Here is a 17187-nt window from a genome sequence, read left to right on the forward strand (position 1 = left end):
GTGCGTCCGTGCGTCTGCGCCTCCGTGCGTCGACGCGGCCGAGGCGTTCCTCGACCGGCAGGCGTCCGGCAGGACTCGGGAGCTGGCACGCGGCCGGTGGCCCTGACCGGATCGCCCGGCTGGTCCGAGGCGCGTCAGCCGTTCGCCAGTTCTCCGAGCAGTTTCCAGGTGCGGCGCCGGTCGTCCTCGCCGCCGAGATCCGTCGCGGTGAACACCACTTCGGTGGCCCCGGCCTCGCGGTAACGCCGTACCTCGGCGGCGACGGTCTCCTCGTCGCCGATGACGGCCAGGTCGGCGGCGCGGGTGGCGCCGGAGAGGCCGATGACCCGCTGGTAGGAGGGGAACTGTTCGTAGAACGCGAGCGTCTCGGTCGCGGTCCGGCGCACGCCCTCGACGTCGGCGGTGACCACGCCGGGAACGAAGGCCACGATCCGGGGCGCCGGGCGGCCCGCCGCCCGGGCCGCGGCGGTGACGGCCGGGACGATGTGCTCGGCGAGGGCGCGCGGGCCGGCCAGCAACGGCAGAATGCCGTCGGCGAGTTCACCGGAGACGCGCAGCGCCTGCGGTGCCATGGCCGCGACCAGGATCGGCACCGGTGGTTCGGCGCCCGGTACCGTCGCCGGCAGCGGGGTGGTGGCGGTGAGCAGCTCGCCGTGGAAGTCGGCGCCGCCCGTCTCGACCAACTGACGCAGGGCGGTGAGGAACTCGCGGAGCCGGGCGATCGGACGCTCGTAGGGGATGCCGAAGCCCGTCTCGGTGAGGTGTTTGGTGCCGAGCGCGAGTCCGAGGTGGTAGCAGCCGCCGGTGGCGGCCTGGGCGGTCTGGGCCTGACTGGCGACGAGCAGCGGATGGCGGCCGAAGACGGGGATCGCGGCGGTGCCGACCTGTAGTCCCGGCACCTCGCGGCCGACGATCGCGGCCAGCGAGGGCGAGTCGTACCCGAAGGTCTGCCCGAACCACGCGGAACGCAGTCCGGCCTCGTGGGCCTCCCGCGCGAGACGCACCGTGGGGTCGATCCGGTTCTGGAGTGAAAGCGCTACACCGATGGTCATACCCCGGTCAACTACGCTGCGCGTGACGGCAATTCCTCACCGCACATGACAAGCTCATGGCGACCTCGTGAACCCGCGGCCACCCGAACCGCCGCTGCCGTCCGGCGGCAACAGGCCCTGGGTGACGGCGGGTTCGCCGCGCGGATCCTCAGACGCGGGGGAGCCTCGACAGACTGCTCCACAGGGTCGACGGTGTCTCGAAGGTCTCCATGACCAGCATCTCGTCCGGCAGTTCCACTGAGAACCTGTCCTCCAGCTCCGCCACCAGGTTGAGCAATGTCAGCGAATCCAGGCCCAGTTCCGTCAGACTCGCGTGCGCGTCGACGGGGGTGTCCTCGTCGAGGAAGGGGAGTGACTGCCGGAGCGCGGATTCGAAGTCGCTGTAGGAAAGGTCGTTCACTGGCTGCTCCTCGAAGCTGTGGGGTGTGCGGGTGACGGCTGTGCTCCCGTACCGGCCAGGGTAGTCCGTACGCGATCAAGAAGGGGGCCCCTTCCAAACAATCCGTTCATGTCTGGCCAACGATTTCCCCGAGCGAGTACGCCGGTGTGACGAGTCGTCAGAGAAATGCCGCCCGATGCGCATTTGCTTTCCCTCGCTTTGGGATCCCTGCAACCGTTGGAATTCCTGAACCGGCTGGAGGAGCGATTCCGGATCTCCATTTTCGCCGGGACGGAGCGCTGCGCGTCGACCCCGACGGCACGGTCCAGCCCACCGCCGGGATCCCGGCCGCCCGGGACGACGGCGCGCCGGGCCTGGTCGACCTCACGCTCGCCGACGGGCTCGTGGACCGGGACGTGCCGGCCGAGGTCCTGAACCGGCGCGCCTACGCAGCTCAGGCCCATCTCGCTCGCCCGCATCGAGACCGGCCCGGCGAGCAGGCGGCGGCGAGCGGTCCGCAGGGACTCATTCCTTGCCGACGCCGGTCACCGGGTGAGCGTGGAATCCGCGGTGGCGGCCGACGGCGTCGAGGCGCGTCTTTCACAAGGCGACTCCGGGCGGACCGAGGGAATCAGGACCGTTCGACGCGGGATCGGCGGATTGCGGTCCCGGCTCGGCTAGGGATTCCCGCAGTCTCTCGTTCCACTCCTTTTCCAGGGTCACCGTCTCGGTGATGAGATCGGCGATGCGCTGTACCGCGACAGACCCCTTCCGGAAGCGCAGGAAGAAATAGTTCCGGGTCATTTCCCAGCGCCGGGAGAGGGAATCCGCGTCGGCGGCCCGATCGTGCAGCAGCGGGAGCGCACAGGTCTCGGCGGCGGCCCGCAGGAAGCGCGCGTTGAGGGCGCGCTGGCTTGCCAACTCGCCGAACCAGGCGCTGACCTCGATCGTGCCCACGGGGCTGAGCGAGGCGAAGGCGTCCGGGGCGGCACGCAGTTCGTCGGCGCACGCGGCCACCAGATCCGCGCCCGCGGCGAAGTGCGCGTTCCCCGCGACGACGGAGCGGAACCGCTCCTGTCGCGTCTCCTCGTGTGCCTCCTCCCGCACCGCCTCCCGCGCCTGCTCGGAGGCGAGCGGACCGGCCTTCACGACCACCGTGCGGTTCCGCCAGTCGGGGTCGCCCCTGCGGGCCTCTCCGAGCGCGTCCGAGGACATGGCGGTGAACAGCGTGCCGCTCTCCATCAAGCCGTCGAAGAGGGACCCCTGATAGCGGTCGACGATCCGCAACGAACCGGCCTTCTCACCTTCGTTGCCGTCCCCGGGATGGATCACTATCCGGTGTGAATGGTGCTGCTGGAGGTGGAACGAGCTGTGGGGGACGTGGAAGGTGTCCACCCATGCGATCACCGGATTCCCGTCCGACAACTGGGCCCGAATGTATTCCTCGGCTCGTCGCGAGTCGGCGTGGTGAAGGTGGTCGGCGGTCAGCCCGTACCACTCGCTGAGAACCTCCTCGGGTGTCCGACGCTGGATGCCGATCCGTTCCACGGGCCATTCGGAGTCGACGGCGTCCGTCCTGCGGTGGTATCCCCAGTGATCTCCCAGAACGCTCGGGTCGTGACCGAGCCAGGCCGTCGTGATGCCGAAGGTCGCCGAAATACAGTCAAGTGCCAGGAAATCCCGGTTCGATGCGCCCTGCCGCTCCAAGAACTCCGCTCCTTCGTTGTCCATCGCCGTCCGCACTGTTCCGGCCAATCCGACGTGACCTCCCGTGATCCCCTTGACGCAGGGCACACGCGAGCCCTAGAGCGCGTCGGATGCTACGCTGCGCCCCGCCGGACCCTCGGTGAACCGGCCTCGCCGACTCTCCACTTCGGCCGTCGGACCAGCACATACCTATCTGAAAGGAGACGGGGGCGAGCGATCAGCGGCCTCCGGTTCCCCATGACCAACTCCAGCAATCCCGCCACCGACGGAATAAACGTCGATGATCTGTGCTCGTACGCAGTCGACGTATGGGTGAGCGACCACAGCATCCTGACCGATGAACAGCGCCTCCTCAAGATCCTGCGCACGGCCGCCGAAAAGGGAAACGCCACGGTACTCGGTGAGTCCTCGCACATCTTCCCGAACGGCGCCGTCACCGCCATCCTCCTTCTCTCCGCCTCGCACCTGAGCATCCACACCTGGCCGGAATTCAGCCTCGCCAACATCGACCTGCTCGCGTACGGCCGCCTGAACGGCGAACGGATGATGCAGAGCGTCGAGTTGGGTCTCTCGCCCACGCGGATCAACGTGACGCGCATGCTGCGCGCGGTGCACTGACCCGCCCCGTTCACAGCCACCCCGTCAGCGACGTGAGGAACGCGTCGAAGCTGTCCCGGTGGATCGCGTGCGTGGCGTCCGGCACGGTCCGCACCTCGAACCCCCGCCGTGTCAGCTCCGCCCGCATCTCCCCGCTCACCAGCGTGCTGGGCTCCGCCGCCTGGACGAGGGAGCGCACGAGCGGCTTCTCCGGCGTGTGATCGGCGGTGCGGTACGCGGAGAGGGCGAGCGCCGACCTCTCGTCCCAGGCGTCCAGCGCCGCCAACTCGGCCGCGACCTCGCGCTCTCCCCACTCCGGGCGCAGACTCCTGATCAGCAGCCGAGGCGCGCGCTTGAACAGGGTGAAGACGGCCGGGTCGAGGGTGCCGTCCGGGCCGCCGAGCCGCCAGGCGGGCTCCGAGTAGACGGCACGCTCCGGGGCCAGCTCCGCCACGGCGAGCGCCAGGGCCAGGGCGCCGAGCGAATGGCCCAGCGCCAGCTCCGGACCGCGGGGCAGCGTCTCCAGCAGGTCCTGTGCGAACAGGTGCGGCGCGTAGGCGCCCCGGCCGCTGCCGCCGTGACCGCGCAGGTCCACGGCGAGGACGCGATAGCCCCGCCCGGTCAGGACCGGGACCAGCTCGTGCCAGGTGCGGTGGTCGGCCATGAGGCCGTGGACGAGGACCGCGACGCGGTCACCGGCGCCCCACTCCCGTGTGTGCAGTCGCATGCCGAGGCCGCCCTCACCCGACCGTGGCGGCTTCCTCCGCCGCCGCGGACGCCAACTCGCCGAAGATGTCGGCGGATTCCGGCAGCACCCAGAGGCGCTCCGCCCACCCCGGCGCGCCGAGCCGGCCGCCATGGCGCACGATCCGTTTCGAGACCGCTTCCAGCACCTGGAGCCGATACGGCCACAGCGCCTCCTGCTTGACGCGTACCGCCGCCTCCGACGCCGGGAGCAGCACCGGGACCGGCGCGGCCTGCTCGGGGCCGACCGCCAGCCGGCCGGCTTCGGCCGTGGCGTCCGCGAACAGCGAGTACGGCATGTCCTCGTAGAACGCGACCCGTTCGGGCTCCAGCGTCTTGCGGGCGATCAGCTCCAACGCGGCCTGCCGGGTCAGGACGTGGTCGACATGGCCGCCCACGGCCAGCGGGACGAGCACCAGGCCACCGCCCGCCACCTCGGCGGCCAGATCGGCGCTGACGCGCTCGAACAGCTCCGGCTCCGTCGCACGGGCCGCGTCCACGGCCTGCGGCCCGATGAAGTAGCCGTCCCGCCAGGCGGCGCGGTCGGCAGCGTCCACATGGCCGAGCACGGTCAGCTCCGCGCCCAGCACCGCGCACGCCACCCGCTCCTCCTCCAGCAGCAGGCGTGAGGCCAGCGAGGGACGGCCCCGATAGTGGGGGCGGCGCGTCCACGTCTCATGCGAGAACACGTCCACCACCCGGCCGCCGAACCGGGCGAGCAGTCCGCCCAGGGCGAGTTGGGCGTCGTCCGGATGGGGAGACAGCAGGGTCAGGGCGCGTGACGGCTGTGAGCGGGGCGGCGGAGCGGCGACCACCAGGCCCGCCGCGTGCCAGCCGGCGATCAACTCCCGTTCCTGGGGCGGCCAGGAGCGGTACGGACGGGTGCCGTCGCACGCGTGCCACAGTTCCGCGGCCGACGAGGGGAAGACGGCCGGATCGACCGGCTCGCCGAGGAACCGCACCACCTCGGAACCGTCGAAATCGGTGTGCGGCAGCCGAATCGGCCGGTCGTCCGCCAAGAGTGCGTGCGTGGTGCGCCGGACCAAGGGGGCGGGAGAGGGGCGCTCTGGCATGCGCAGGAGTGTAGACCAAGGGCCGATCATGGAACTATGGGAAGGAGAACGACAGTTAGAGCACGCGACAGGTCTGTGATCCACTCCGTGATCCGCACGCGACGAGAGGCTCGAACAGTATGTACGTACTCACCCGGGGACTTGCTGCGCCGGAGGCCGCCCGCCTGCGAGAGGCCTGTGAGCGCACCGGACTCCCGCTGAAGGAGCCGGCGGCGCAGGACCCACAGGGGATGGCCGCGCACGTCGCCGACGATCTCCTCGTCGCCTTCATGGCCGCCGAGGCGGACGGCTCGGCTCCGCCCGAACTGCGCGAGGTCACCCGCGAAGGCGCCTACGCCGTCCTCGTGCAGCCGGCGCCGACCGCCAAGGGCACGCTGACGGCGCTCCGTTCGGGTGCGGGCTTCGTCATGGCCGCGCCGCTCGGCGTCGAACGCCTCGTGTCCTTCCTGACCTATCTGCGGGACGTCGCCGCCCCCGCGTCCGCCCAGGTCCTCGACCTGGACGAGAGCGGCGCTCTCAGCACTGCGTCCGCGTCCGTGCGGCTGTCGGACGCCGAGGCCAAGGCGCTGCGCGCGCTCGCCGAACGCCGGGCCGTCATCGTGCCCCGGCCCGACCTGCTGCGGCTGACCGGCGAGGACCCGCGGGACGTCATCGAGGCGCTGCGGGCCCGGTTCCGGGAGGTCGGCTCGGGCGCCCAGATCCTCAAGGTGCCGCACATGGGGTTCCGGCTCGTCGGGGAAGTGCGGCTGAAGGCCGGCGCGTGACAGCGGCGGACCGCCCGCCGCGCCCGGTGCAGGTGTGGTGGGCCCGCCTGGCCGACGCGCGCCCGGACCTGGTGGGACTGCTCGATCCCGTGGAACTCGGCCGCTACGAGGCCACGGCCGATCCCGGCAACAGGCGCCGCTTCCTGGCGGGTTGTGCGGTCAGCCGGGTGGTGCTCGGCGAACTGCTGGGCCTGCCGCCCGCCGACGTGCCCCTGCGGCGCGTGTGTCCGCGCTGCGGCGGACCGCACGGCAAGGTCACCCTCGACGTACCGGCCGGGAGCGCCCACGCGGACGTCCGCTTCTCCGTCTCGCACAGCGGGGACGTGATCGGGCTCGCCGTCTGCCGTGGCGCGGACGTCGGGCTCGACGTCGAGGACGGCGCCGGCACCGATGTGGAGAAGGTGGCCCCCCGTGTCCTCGCCGACACGGAACTGGCCGCTCTGCACGCCCGCCCGCCCGCCGAACGGCCGGCGGCATTTCTGCGCTACTGGACGCGTAAGGAGTCCGTGCTGAAAGCGATCGGCGTCGGCCTGCGTGTTCCGCTGCGCCGACTGGAGGTGTCGGATCCCAGGCTTGCTCCGGCCGTGTTGAGTTGGCCTGAAAAGATGGATGCCCGCCATGAAGTGCGCATGGCCGATACGGTGGTTGATACGACGCATCCCGCGTCGGTCTCGGTGACGGGAACGACCGAAGTGACACTGGTACGGCACGACACGTCGGCGATGCTCCGGGCGTGGCGGTAACTCCGTTTATTCTACATCGACTTCTTTACGGACCACGGGGAAGGGTTAGGGTCAGATGTCGGACGTCGTGCTGTTGACCCCGCGTGAGATAGCCACGGGGGCGCTCAGCCTGAACAACCAGAACGTGACCGTCACCGACGAGGAGTACGTCCAACTCGACCCGGCGCTGAGGATTTTCTACGAGAAGGTCCGGGAGAATCTGGGTCTGGCCTGCATTACCGGATATCTGCGCAACGCCGGACACTCCGTCACATCACTGAATCTGCACGGACGTACGCCCAGCGACGAGGCCATCATCGAGCTGATCCGTCGAGAGCGGCCCCGCTTCGTCGGCATCAGCATCATGTACGACCTGCACATCATCGATGCCATCCGGCTCATCCGATGCGTGCGGATCGCCGACCCGGCCGTCTTCATCGCCATCGGCGGCGCCTTCTGCACCTACAACGCGAAACTCATCGCCGAGCAGGTACCCGAGGCCGACTGCGTCACCTTCGGCGAGGGCGAGTTGACGGTCGTGGGGATCATGGACCGGCTGACCGCCGGGACCGACTGGCGGGAGACGCCCGGGCTGTTCTACCGCGACGGCGACCGGGTGCGCAGCAGCGGCATGCCCGTCCTGCCGGACCTCGGCAACCTCGTCTGGCCGGCCCGCGACGTGCTGGAATACCACAGGGCGGCGGGCATCGCGACGCCCGTGGCCTCCACGTTCACCAGCCGAGGGTGCCACGCCAAGTGCACCTTCTGCTACGCGCCCCGCCAGCCCGGAGTGGTGGACGGCTTCTGGCGGATGCGACCGCCCGGCGACGTCGTCGACGAGATCGAGTACCTGCAAAGGGAGTTCGGGACCCGTTTCATCTGGTTCAACGACGACAACTTCGGCGGGGCGTTCGGCGACGGCTTCGCGCACGCCGTCGAGTTCGCCGAGACCGTCCTCAGCCGTGGTCTGAAGTTCCAGTTCCACTGCGAGTTCCGGGTCGACTCCGGGCTGATCGACCACGAGGCTCTCGATCTGCTGCACCGGGCGGGACTGTCGTCCGCGCTGCTGGGCATCGAGTCCGGGTCGCCCGGCATGCTGCGGCGGTTCAAGAAGGGCACCACGGTGGCCTACAACCTGGACGCGGCCCGCATGTTCAAGCGCAAGGGCCTCGGCCTCGACCCGGGCTGGATCATGATCGAGCCGAAGACGACCGTCGACGAACTCTGGGAGAACCTCGAGTTCATCGTGGCCGCTCGGATCCATGAGGCGGACAACCCGTTCTTCCTGATCAACCGTGCCATCGCGCTGCGCGGCACCGAGATGTACGACAAGATCGAGGAGCCGCTGCCGCTGGCCGACATCGAGGGTCTGGAGGGCGACGCCTACGAGATCCTGCGCACCGCCCGCCGTGACTACCGGGTGCCGGACCCCCGTGTCGAGGCTCTGTGGAGCGCGTGGAGCGAGGTCGGCGAGGAGATCAGCGATCGCAAGGAGAACGTCCTGCCTTTCATCGCCCAGAAGATCGCCCTGGGCGCCCGTCGGCTACGCGGGACGGAGCACAATCCGCGCGCCTTCCTCAGCCGGCTGCGGGCCTGGCGCAACGGGCTGCCGGAGCTGTTCCTCGCCTTCATGAACCACGGACTCGTCCTCGCCGAGACCGATCCGCCCGACCTCGTCACCCGGCTCACCGCCGATCTGCGGGCGCTGGTGGCCGACTACGACGCCGAGCACCTCGGCGAGTCCTTCAAGGAGTTCGGCGAGCGGGTGGAGCGCGTCTGCGGCGCCGAGGCCCTCGTCGCGGCGGGAGTGGGCCGATGACCCTGCGCTACGGAGTGGTCGGCTGTGGTCGCGTCTTCCAGCGCTATCACCTGCCCGTCGTCACCGACCACGAGGACTACACCCTCGTCGCGGCCTGCGACACCGACGCCGACAGCGCCCGCTCGGTGCTCGGCGCGGCGGCCGACGGCGTCCTGGTCACCACCAGCCTGGAGGAGTTCCTCACGGTCGGCAGGCCGGACGTGGTGGCCGTGTGCACCCCCAACGACGCCCATACCGAGCCCGTTCTCGCGGCACTCGCGGCCGGGGCGCACGTCCTGTGCGAAAAGCCGCTGGCCGCCGACGTGGCCGAGGCGCGCCGGCTGGTCCGGACGGACGGCGCCGACCGGCTCGCGGTCAACCTGCCCTACCGCTTCCACGAGCTGGTGCCGGCGTTCCTCAAGGCGCTGCCCGAGGGCCCCTGCGAGATCACCCTGACCTTCACCACGGCCGGCCAGCGGCTGTGGCGGCCGGTGACGAACTGGTACGGCGACGCGGCGCGGGCCGGCGGCGGGGCGCTGGTCGACCTCGGCGCGCACGCCCTGGACCTGCTGATCACCGTCTTCGGACGGCCCCGCCCGGTCTCCTGCCGGGTCGACGCGGCAGGCGTGGAGGAGCGGGTGGTCGCCGACCTGGAGTTTCCGGCGGGTCAGGCGAAGCTGCGCATCGATCGCCGCAGCCGGGTCATGGGCCTCACCCTGGAGGCCACCGCCGCCGGTGGCGAGAGCACCGTGCTGGACCTGCGACGCGGCGAGGTGCGCAGCGCCGCGGGCACGGTCACGGCCGAGGATCGCCGACCCGAACTGGCGGCGATCCGCGGCTTCCTCGACACGGTGGCGGGCCGGGCCCGGGGCCGCACGGTGGCCCCGGCGCAGGCGCTGGAGGTGCAGGAACTCATCGCGGCGCTCTACGCCGACGCCGAGTGCGATCAGGAGCTGACGCTCTGAGCGACGCCCTGTCCGGTCGCGGGGGCGTCGGAGATGACCGGCCGGAAAGTCTCCTTCAGCTCCCGCAGCCGGGCGCGTGAGCGCTCCCCCGAGTACAGGTGCGTCGCGCCGATCTCCTCTTCCGTGATCCGGTCCAGGAAGAACAGGTTGATGACGTCGGACGGCGTGGCGCAGGTCTTGCAGAAGCTGAACCGCGGCCGGTCGTGCATGAACAGGTCGTAGTGCTGGTGCGAGCCGTACTGGTCGAGCAGCAACTTCCGGTCCTGCGCCAGGTTGCCCATCGGCTTGACCCAGGCGTGCGGGCATGCGGAGACGTCGCCCTGGCCGAAGAGCTGGGCCATGGTCGCCGTGACGAAACAGCCGAGGGTGCGCACGTTCGTCTTCAGCTGTTCGGCCATGTGCTCGACGTAGGCGCGCGGCGGCAGGACGTCCGCGAACTCGTCGTAGCGCTCCACCAGCGGCATCAGGTGGTCGCCGGGCGGCGGGCCCATGCGTTCGGCGGTGTCGCCGCGCACGGGGAAGAAGTACAGCGTGGTGCTGCCCGCGACCTCGTCGCGCAGATACTGGGCGAACTCCAGCTGGCCGGTGTAGTTGGCGTCGGTGAGCACCGACTGGATGTCGATGCGCAGCCCGGCCTCGGCCGCCGCGTGGAGACTGCGCATGATGACGTCGTGCAGCTTGGCCTGTTTCGGGGGCAGGCGGTGCCGGTTCAGCTCCAGCGTGTGTCCGTCCAGGGAGATGTTCAGCTGGACGTTGCCCATCGCGGCGAGGGCCTCGATGCGCCGCTCGTTGAGGAACACGCCGTTGGTGATGACCTGCACGGTCTCGTAGCGGCGGCTGGCCTCCTGGACGAACTCGGTGGACCCTTTCAGCCAGAAGAACTCACCGCCGGACAGCCGCAGAATGGGCGCGTCCACGTGCTCGTGGTACATGTCCAGAATCTCGTGCCAGTCCTGACGCCGATCGGTGGTGAGCCGCAGCCGTGCGTCGGGCACGTTCATGAGGAGGTTGTACTCCTCCGTGAGGCAGTAGGAACAGCGCATTTGGCAGAGCTGTTCCTCGATGACCATGTCGTTCATCAGGAACGGGAGTCGACCGCCTTCCGCCGCCGAGGCGGTGAGTGCGGCACGAAACTTTTCCTTAAGGCGCATGAAAGTCCCCGTTTTGCGGTCGGCTTGGGATTTACGGCCAGGTCGCTCGACCCGTCAACCCTAACTGTTCGTCAACCGTGCTGCCATAGCACCTAGTTGTGGCTCCACGAGCATGAAACATTCTGTACACGTACGGAAGTGACGGTCTACCCGATCGGGGGGTGGACCTTGATCCGCACCGTTGGTTAGCATGCCGTCGGTGAAGGCCGGACAGCCACGGGGGCACTGAAGGCATGAGCGCAATCCGCCGTATCGACGTCACGCTGAAAGACCACGACTACGCCGTCCACGTCGGATCCGGCGCTCGCCGACTGCTGCCGGCCGTCCTGAAGGAACTGGGCGTCGGCCGCGTCGCCCTGGTGAGCGCCGTACCGGAGCGGGAACTCCCCGATCCCGGTGTGCCGTTCACGGTCGTGCCGGTTGCCGACGGCGAGCGGCACAAGACGCTCGCGTCGGTCGAGTCGTACTGCCGCGCCTTCGTCGCTGCGGGGCTGACCCGGTCCGACGCCGTGATCGCCTGCGGTGGCGGCACGACGACGGACACCGTGGGCCTGGCCGCCGCCCTCTACCACCGCGGCATCAAGGTCGTGCACCTGCCGACCACCCTGCTCGCCCAGGTCGACGCGAGCGTCGGCGGCAAGACCGCCGTCAACCTGCCCGAGGGCAAGAACCTGATCGGCGCCTACTGGCAGCCCAGCGCGGTGCTGTGCGACACGGACTTCCTGGACACCCTGCCCCGCCGCGAACTGCTCAGCGGCTTCGGGGAGATAGCCCGCTGCGCGTTCATCGGCGCCGGCGATCTGCGCGGGCTCGACCTGACCGAGCAAATCGTGGCGAGCGTGACGCTGAAGGCGTCGGTCGTCGCCCGCGACGAACGCGATCAGGGGCCGCGCCACATCCTCAACTACGGCCACACCCTCGGACACGCCATCGAGCGTGCCACCGACTACGCCTGGCGACACGGCGAGGCGGTCGCCGTCGGCACCGTGTTCGCCGGGCTGCTCGCGGGCCGGCTGGGCCGCGTCGACCAGGACCGGGTGGCCGAGCACCGGGAGATGGTGGAGAGCTTCGGTCTGCCCACCTGGCTGCCGTCCGATGTGCCCGTGACGACCCTCGTGGAGCTGATGCGGCGCGACAAGAAGGGGCAGGACGCCGAAGCCGGGCTGACGTTCGTCCTGGACGGCCCGCGTGGGGTCGAGCTGGTGTCCCGGGTCGACGAGCGCCTGGTCTCCTCCGTTCTGGCGGACCTGCCTTCGGGCCCCGCCCCCACCACGGCTTGAGGAGCGCCATGCCCGACGCCCCGTCCGGCCCGAGCGCCGGCCCGAGCGCCATCTCGGGCACGACCCGTCTCTACGTGGTCCTGGGCGACCCGGTGGCCCAGGTGCGCGCCCCCGGCCTGCTGAACGACCTGTTCGCCCGTACCGCGCGGGACGCGGTGCTGGTCCCCGTGCATGTCGGCCCCGACGGCCTCGCGGACGTGATGCGCGGACTGCGCCGGATGCGCAACCTCGACGGCATCCTCGTCACCGTGCCGCACAAGATCGAGGTGTGCCGGTACGCCGACCTGCTGGGCCCGGCCGCCGAAGTGGCCGGCAGCGCCAACGCCCTGCGACGGAACCCCGACGGGACCTGGCTCGCCGACAACTTCGACGGCGCCGGCTTCGTCCACGGACTGCGCGACAACGGCCACGACCCCGCGGGCGCGACCGTCGCCCTGGCCGGGGCCGGCGGCGCCGGACGGGCCGTCGCCGCGGCCCTGCTCACCGCCGGCGTCGCCCGGCTGCGGCTGTACGACCCGGACTCCACCCGCCGGGAAGACGTGCGCGCCCGGCTGGACGCGCGCTGGCCGGGTCGCGTCACGGTCGGCGCGGAGGGCGACTTCGACGGCGACGGCGTCGACATCGCGGTGAACGCGACCCCGCTTGGCATGCGTCCCGGTGACCCGCTGCCCTTCGACCCAGCACGCCTGCCGGGTGCCTGCGCGGTCGCCGACATCATCATGAAGCCGGCCGAGACCGCCCTGCTCAGGGCCGCCCGGGAGAGCGGACGGCCCGGGGTGCCCGGCCGCCACATGCTCGACAGCCAGGTGCTCCTCTACGAGAAGTTCTTCGCACTGGACGCACTGGACGCACCGGAAGCACCGAACCCACCGGACGCACCTGACGCACCGCAACGAAACGGGAGGTTGGAGCCGTGATCGACCATGCCCAGGCCGTGGCCCTCGCGCAGCGGGCCTTGGCGCACCTGGAGGCCGGCACGACGGACCAGGCCGAGGACGTGCTGCGGGTCCCCGTCACGGAGTACCTCGACCCCGACCGGTGGCGGCGGGAGATCGACGTCATCTTCAAACGGGTCCCGCTCGCGCTCGCGCTCTCCGTCGAACTCCCGGGCGCCGGCTCCTACAAGGCCCTGGACGCCCTGGGCACCCCGGTCCTGCTCACCCGTGGACAGGACGGCGTCGTACGGGCGTTCCTGAACGTCTGCCGTCACCGCGGCGCCCAGCTGTGCCCGGCCGGCACCGGCACCCGGCACCGCTTCCGCTGTCCCTACCACGCCTGGGTGTACGACGACCAGGGCGGCCTCGTCGCCGTGCACAAGCCCGGCACCTTCGGGGACGTCGACACCGCCGAACTGGGGCTGCGCCCCCTGCCCGTCGTGGAGAGCCTCGGCTTCGTATGGGTGTGTCTCACCCCGGGCGCCACGATCGACCTGGACGCCTGGCTCGGGGAGTACGCGCGGGAGCTGGAGCGGCTCGAACTCGACAAGTGGCACGTCTACGAGCAGCGCGAACTGGCCGGACCCGGCTGGAAAGTCGCCTTCGACGGCTATCTGGAGAGCTACCACATCCAGGCCCTGCACCGCACCACGTTCGCCCCGACGTCCACCTCCAACCTGATGGTGGTGGACTCCTTCGGGCCGCACCAGCGGATCCTGTACCCGGTCAAGTCGCTCCGGACGCTGCGGGACGTCCCGGTCGAGGACTGGGACCCCGCTCCGCACTGCGGCACCGTCTACACCGTCTTCCCCAACGTGTCGATCGCAGGCACCTGGGAAGGGCACGGAGTCGTCTCCCAGATCATGCCCGGCCCGGGTGTGGACCGGAGCAGCACCGTGCAGACCATCCTGACGCGGGTGCCCCCGGTCACCGAGGAGGACCGGCGCTACACGGCGGAGTTCAGCGAACTCGTCGAAAGGGGTGTGGCGGACGAGGACTATCGCACCGGATTTGACGTACAGGCAGCTTTGTCCTCCGGGGCGAATACGCACTTTGTGTTCGGGCGCAACGAGTTGGCGTTGCAGCATCACCACCGCTGGCTGGGCCGACTGCTTGCGGGAGGCAACTAGACGTTCAACTAGGTATTTTGAGGCTTAGTCAGGATGGACAGCCTCTGACCCACCGGATAGATTGTCAGTCGTCCGAACGAATGAAAGGCTGTCTGTGAACCGCGACGAAGTGCTCCAGGAGATCCACCAAATCGCCAAGGAGTTTGCCGCCTCCAGTGGTCGCACGGTGAATGAGAACAGCAGCAACTTCCTCGAAGCCTATGGATTCACCTCGTTGGACGCGCTGGAGTTCCTGCTTCTCCTCGAGGAGCGCTTCGGCGTCACGTTCGAGGACGAGGATCTCACGGAGGACACGCTCACCTCCGAGGACCGGCTGGCCGACTACGTCGTCGAACGTCTCGGCTGAGTACCGGGGGCCCCGCCATATGACACCCCCCAAGCTGACGGAAGTCGCTGAGGGATTCTCCGTGCACGCCGTCAGCGCGCTGGACGCGCGCTTTCTGTACCGCGAGATGTTCGAAGGCGGAACCTACGCCGGCATTGCCCTTCCTGACGAGCCGTTCGTCATCGACGTCGGGGCGAACATCGGGCTCTTCACGCTCTTCGTGAAGCAGCGGCGGCCCAAGGCGCGCATCGTGGCTTTCGAGCCGCTGCCCGAACTCGTCGCGGCCCTGCACGCCAACGTGGCGGAGTTCGGCCTCGAAGACGTGTCGGTGCACGAGACGGCCCTGGGGAGCGAGGAGGCGGCCGGTGTGTCCTTCCGCTACTACCCGCTGCTCCCGAGCAGTTCGACGCTGTACCCGCAGGACCAGGGTCAGCTGAGGGACCTGCTCTGCCAGAGTTTTCCGCCGCGGGTCGTGGAGCGGATGTTCCAGGGACGCGAGACCACCGTCACCGTCGAACGGCTCTCCCGCCACATCGGCACCGACCGACCCGTCGATCTGTTGAAGATCGACGCGGTGGGCTCCGAACTGGAGATCCTGCGGGGTGTCGACGCGGGACTGCGGTCCCTGCTGCGCAATGTGTTCATCGACGTCCAGGACGTGCACGGCCGGGTCGCCGAACTCTGTCTGTATCTGCGGGAGATGGGCCTGGAGCCCAGCGTTCTGAAACCGCCGATGGCGGACGGAGAGGACACACTGAACCACCTGATCCACGCCGTGCGGCCGTGACACAAGGAATCCTGCGAGCTCTACGAGGGGAAACACAGGGATGCTGACGCTCGGCCTGGGCGGGTCCAACCACGACTTCGCCGCCTGTCTCGTCTCCGACGGCGTCATCGCCGCCGGAATCGAGGAGGAGCGGGTACGCCGGGTCAAGTACTCGGTCGGAGTCAACTCGCTGTTCAACCAGTCGTGGCGATACTGCCTCGACATGGCGCAGGCACGCCTCGCGGACGTCGACGTCATCGTCGCCGACGACACGCTGCTGGCGCCCGCGTACTTTCCCTTCCGTAAGCGCATCCACCTGATACGCCATCACATGGCGCACGCGGCCAGCACCTTCTTCCCCTCGCCGTTCGAGCGGGCCGCCATTCTCGTGGTCGACGGAGCGGGCAGTCTGATCGACGACCGGGGCGTGGAGACCCTCACCACCGCCGTCGGCGAGGGCACCACCATCACCGAGGTGTCCAAGGTGCTCGGCACCAACTGGTCCACCGACGGCCTCAGCGCCCTTCGGGTCTACCAGGCCGGCGACAGCGACCACTCTCTCGGCTACATGTACAAGGCGGTCAGCAAGGCAATCGGCTTCGTCCTGTACGAGAACGAGTACGAAGGCCGCCACTGGTACCTGTCCGAGGACGGCAAGACGATGGGCCTCGCGCCCTACGGAACCCCGCGCTACCGCAAGGAGTTCCGCGAATACCTCACGCTGCTGCCCGACGGCCGCTACGAACTGCACCTCAAGAACGGCGGACTGCTCGACTTCATCGAGCACGCTCTCGACGGCTACGAGGGCGACGAGCGCTTCGCCCGCGCCGCCGACCTGGCCTACGCGGCCCAGGACACACTGGAGGAGACCCTCCTGCACGTGGCCAGGCGGCTCCACGCGGACACCGGGCTCACCGACCTGTGCCTGGCCGGCGGCGTCGCGCTGAACTGCGTGGCCAACGGCCGGCTGCTGCGCGAGACCCCCTTCGAGAACGTCTTCGTGCAGCCCGCCGCGGGCGACGGCGGCTGCGCCGTCGGCAACGCCTACTACGGCTACCACGTCATCGCCGGACAGCCCCGCGAAAAACCCGCCCGCACCGCCCAGCGCCACGCCTACCTGGGCCGCACCTACGACGACTCCGAGGTACGGGCCGCGCTCGACGCCTGCGGACTGCCCTACCGCGCGGTGGACGAGCCGTCCCGGATCGGAGCCGAACTGCTCGCGCAGGGCAAGCTGCTGGGCTGGTTCACCGGCGGGGCGGAGTTCGGGCCGCGCGCCCTGGGCCACCGCAGCATCCTGGCCGACCCCCGGCGCGCCGAGATGAAGGACATCATCAACGCCCGCGTCAAGCACCGCGAGCCCTTCCGGCCCTTCGCCCCGGCGGTGCTGCGCGAGCACGCGGCCGACTACTTCGACCTGGACATCGAGTCGCCGTACATGCTCATCGTGGCCCCGGTCCGGCCCGAGAAGCAGGGCGAGGTCCCGGCCATCGTGCACGTCGACGGCACCGCCCGGGTGCAGACCGTGACAGCCGAGGACAACGGCGCGTACCACCGGCTGATCGCGCACTTCCACCGGTTGACCGGAGTTCCGGTGGTGCTCAACACGTCCTTCAACGACAACGGCCAGCCGATCGTCGAGACCCCGCAGCAGGCCCTCGAGTTCTACGGCGGCAGCCGGCTGGACTGGATGATCATCGAAAATTACGTGGTGGCGCACTCGGCCGACGACCTGGACGCCCTGACGTCCTTCCTGTCGTCGGCGACCGGCAGCCCCGCCACCGACTGACACCGACTGA

Annotated in this window: 17 protein-coding genes; 11 read left to right on the forward strand and 6 right to left on the reverse strand. The window is 69.7% G+C overall.

The features are described 5' to 3' along the window. Positions 1 to 134 precede the first annotated feature (134 nt). The 3 genes from ACIRPU_RS35730 to ACIRPU_RS35740 form a co-directional block, all read right to left on the reverse strand. Positions 135 to 1052, reverse strand: a complete 918-nt coding sequence (locus tag ACIRPU_RS35730) for a TIGR03564 family F420-dependent LLM class oxidoreductase (RefSeq protein WP_403874860.1) — start codon at positions 1050 to 1052, stop codon at positions 135 to 137. A 148-nt stretch (positions 1053 to 1200) separates the two neighbouring features. Next, positions 1201 to 1452, reverse strand: a complete 252-nt coding sequence (locus ACIRPU_RS35735; protein WP_355704318.1) for an acyl carrier protein — start codon at positions 1450 to 1452, stop codon at positions 1201 to 1203. Positions 1453 to 2031: 579 nt separating this feature from the next. Continuing rightward, a complete protein-coding gene (locus tag ACIRPU_RS35740; RefSeq protein WP_403874862.1) occupies positions 2032 to 3162 on the reverse strand; it encodes a BtrH N-terminal domain-containing protein in 1131 nt (376 codons plus the stop codon). Positions 3163 to 3375: 213 nt separating this feature from the next. Between ACIRPU_RS35740 and ACIRPU_RS35745 the strand changes: the two genes are divergently transcribed. Then, positions 3376 to 3756: an S-adenosylmethionine decarboxylase gene (locus tag ACIRPU_RS35745; RefSeq protein ID WP_355704316.1), complete on the forward strand. Its 381-nt coding sequence runs from the start codon at positions 3376 to 3378 to the stop codon at positions 3754 to 3756. Positions 3757 to 3766: 10 nt separating this feature from the next. Here the strand turns inward: ACIRPU_RS35745 and ACIRPU_RS35750 are convergent, their stop codons facing one another. Both ACIRPU_RS35750 and ACIRPU_RS35755 read right to left on the reverse strand, forming a co-directional pair. Beyond that, positions 3767 to 4462, reverse strand: a complete 696-nt coding sequence (locus ACIRPU_RS35750; protein ID WP_403874865.1) for an alpha/beta fold hydrolase — start codon at positions 4460 to 4462, stop codon at positions 3767 to 3769. A 13-nt stretch (positions 4463 to 4475) separates the two neighbouring features. Then, complete coding sequence (locus ACIRPU_RS35755; protein ID WP_403874867.1) at positions 4476 to 5552, reverse strand: PIG-L deacetylase family protein; 1077 nt, start codon at positions 5550 to 5552, stop codon at positions 4476 to 4478. 119 nt (positions 5553 to 5671) lie between these two features. On the opposite strand from ACIRPU_RS35755, the gene ACIRPU_RS35760 reads away from it, so the two are divergent. From ACIRPU_RS35760 to ACIRPU_RS35775, 4 genes are read left to right on the forward strand one after another with little or no spacing between them, the layout of a single operon-like run. Next, positions 5672 to 6316: a hypothetical protein gene (locus ACIRPU_RS35760; protein WP_403874869.1), complete on the forward strand. Its 645-nt coding sequence runs from the start codon at positions 5672 to 5674 to the stop codon at positions 6314 to 6316. Then, complete coding sequence (locus ACIRPU_RS35765; protein WP_403874871.1) at positions 6313 to 7059, forward strand: 4'-phosphopantetheinyl transferase family protein; 747 nt, start codon at positions 6313 to 6315, stop codon at positions 7057 to 7059. Before ACIRPU_RS35760 ends, ACIRPU_RS35765 begins: the two co-directional genes overlap by 4 nt. 55 nt (positions 7060 to 7114) lie before the next feature. Then, on the forward strand, positions 7115 to 8857 hold the full coding sequence (locus ACIRPU_RS35770; RefSeq protein WP_403874873.1) for a B12-binding domain-containing radical SAM protein: 1743 nt from the start codon (positions 7115 to 7117) through the stop codon (positions 8855 to 8857). Next, positions 8854 to 9801 carry a Gfo/Idh/MocA family protein gene (locus tag ACIRPU_RS35775; protein WP_403874875.1) on the forward strand — a complete coding sequence of 316 codons (948 nt, stop codon included), beginning with the start codon at positions 8854 to 8856 and terminating at the stop codon, positions 9799 to 9801. Before ACIRPU_RS35770 ends, ACIRPU_RS35775 begins: the two co-directional genes overlap by 4 nt. Here ACIRPU_RS35775 and ACIRPU_RS35780 read toward each other — a convergent pair. Then, complete coding sequence (locus ACIRPU_RS35780) at positions 9783 to 10880, reverse strand: radical SAM protein (protein WP_355704309.1); 1098 nt, start codon at positions 10878 to 10880, stop codon at positions 9783 to 9785. The two genes, ACIRPU_RS35775 and ACIRPU_RS35780, sit on opposite strands and share 19 nt — an antisense overlap. Before the next feature lie 305 nt (positions 10881 to 11185). Here ACIRPU_RS35780 and ACIRPU_RS35785 point away from each other — a divergent pair, with 305 nt between their 5' ends. The 6 genes from ACIRPU_RS35785 (at position 11186) to ACIRPU_RS35810 (ending at position 17177) form a co-directional block, all read left to right on the forward strand. Beyond that, positions 11186 to 12232 carry a 3-dehydroquinate synthase family protein gene (locus tag ACIRPU_RS35785; protein ID WP_403874878.1) on the forward strand — a complete coding sequence of 349 codons (1047 nt, stop codon included), beginning with the start codon at positions 11186 to 11188 and terminating at the stop codon, positions 12230 to 12232. A gap of 8 nt (positions 12233 to 12240) precedes the next feature. After that, positions 12241 to 13149 (forward strand): shikimate dehydrogenase family protein, encoded by a 909-nt coding sequence (locus tag ACIRPU_RS35790; RefSeq protein ID WP_403874880.1) that lies wholly within the window; start codon positions 12241 to 12243, stop codon positions 13147 to 13149. After that, positions 13146 to 14297 (forward strand): aromatic ring-hydroxylating dioxygenase subunit alpha, encoded by a 1152-nt coding sequence (locus ACIRPU_RS35795; RefSeq protein WP_403874882.1) that lies wholly within the window; start codon positions 13146 to 13148, stop codon positions 14295 to 14297. The genes ACIRPU_RS35790 and ACIRPU_RS35795 overlap by 4 nt, the downstream gene beginning before the upstream one ends. Positions 14298 to 14391: 94 nt before the next feature. Further along, the gene (locus tag ACIRPU_RS35800; RefSeq protein ID WP_020129798.1) at positions 14392 to 14643 is read left to right on the forward strand and encodes a phosphopantetheine-binding protein; all 252 of its coding nucleotides are present in this window, start codon (positions 14392 to 14394) and stop codon (positions 14641 to 14643) included. A gap of 61 nt (positions 14644 to 14704) precedes the next feature. Continuing rightward, a complete protein-coding gene (locus ACIRPU_RS35805) occupies positions 14705 to 15409 on the forward strand; it encodes an FkbM family methyltransferase (RefSeq protein WP_403874885.1) in 705 nt (234 codons plus the stop codon). A 40-nt stretch (positions 15410 to 15449) separates the two neighbouring features. Beyond that, a complete protein-coding gene (locus tag ACIRPU_RS35810; protein WP_403874887.1) occupies positions 15450 to 17177 on the forward strand; it encodes a carbamoyltransferase in 1728 nt (575 codons plus the stop codon). Positions 17178 to 17187: the final 10 nt, after the last annotated feature.

It is taken from the genome of Streptomyces sp. NPDC102259 (assembly GCF_044766465.1).
Taxonomy (GTDB): Bacteria; Actinomycetota; Actinomycetes; order Streptomycetales; family Streptomycetaceae; genus Streptomyces.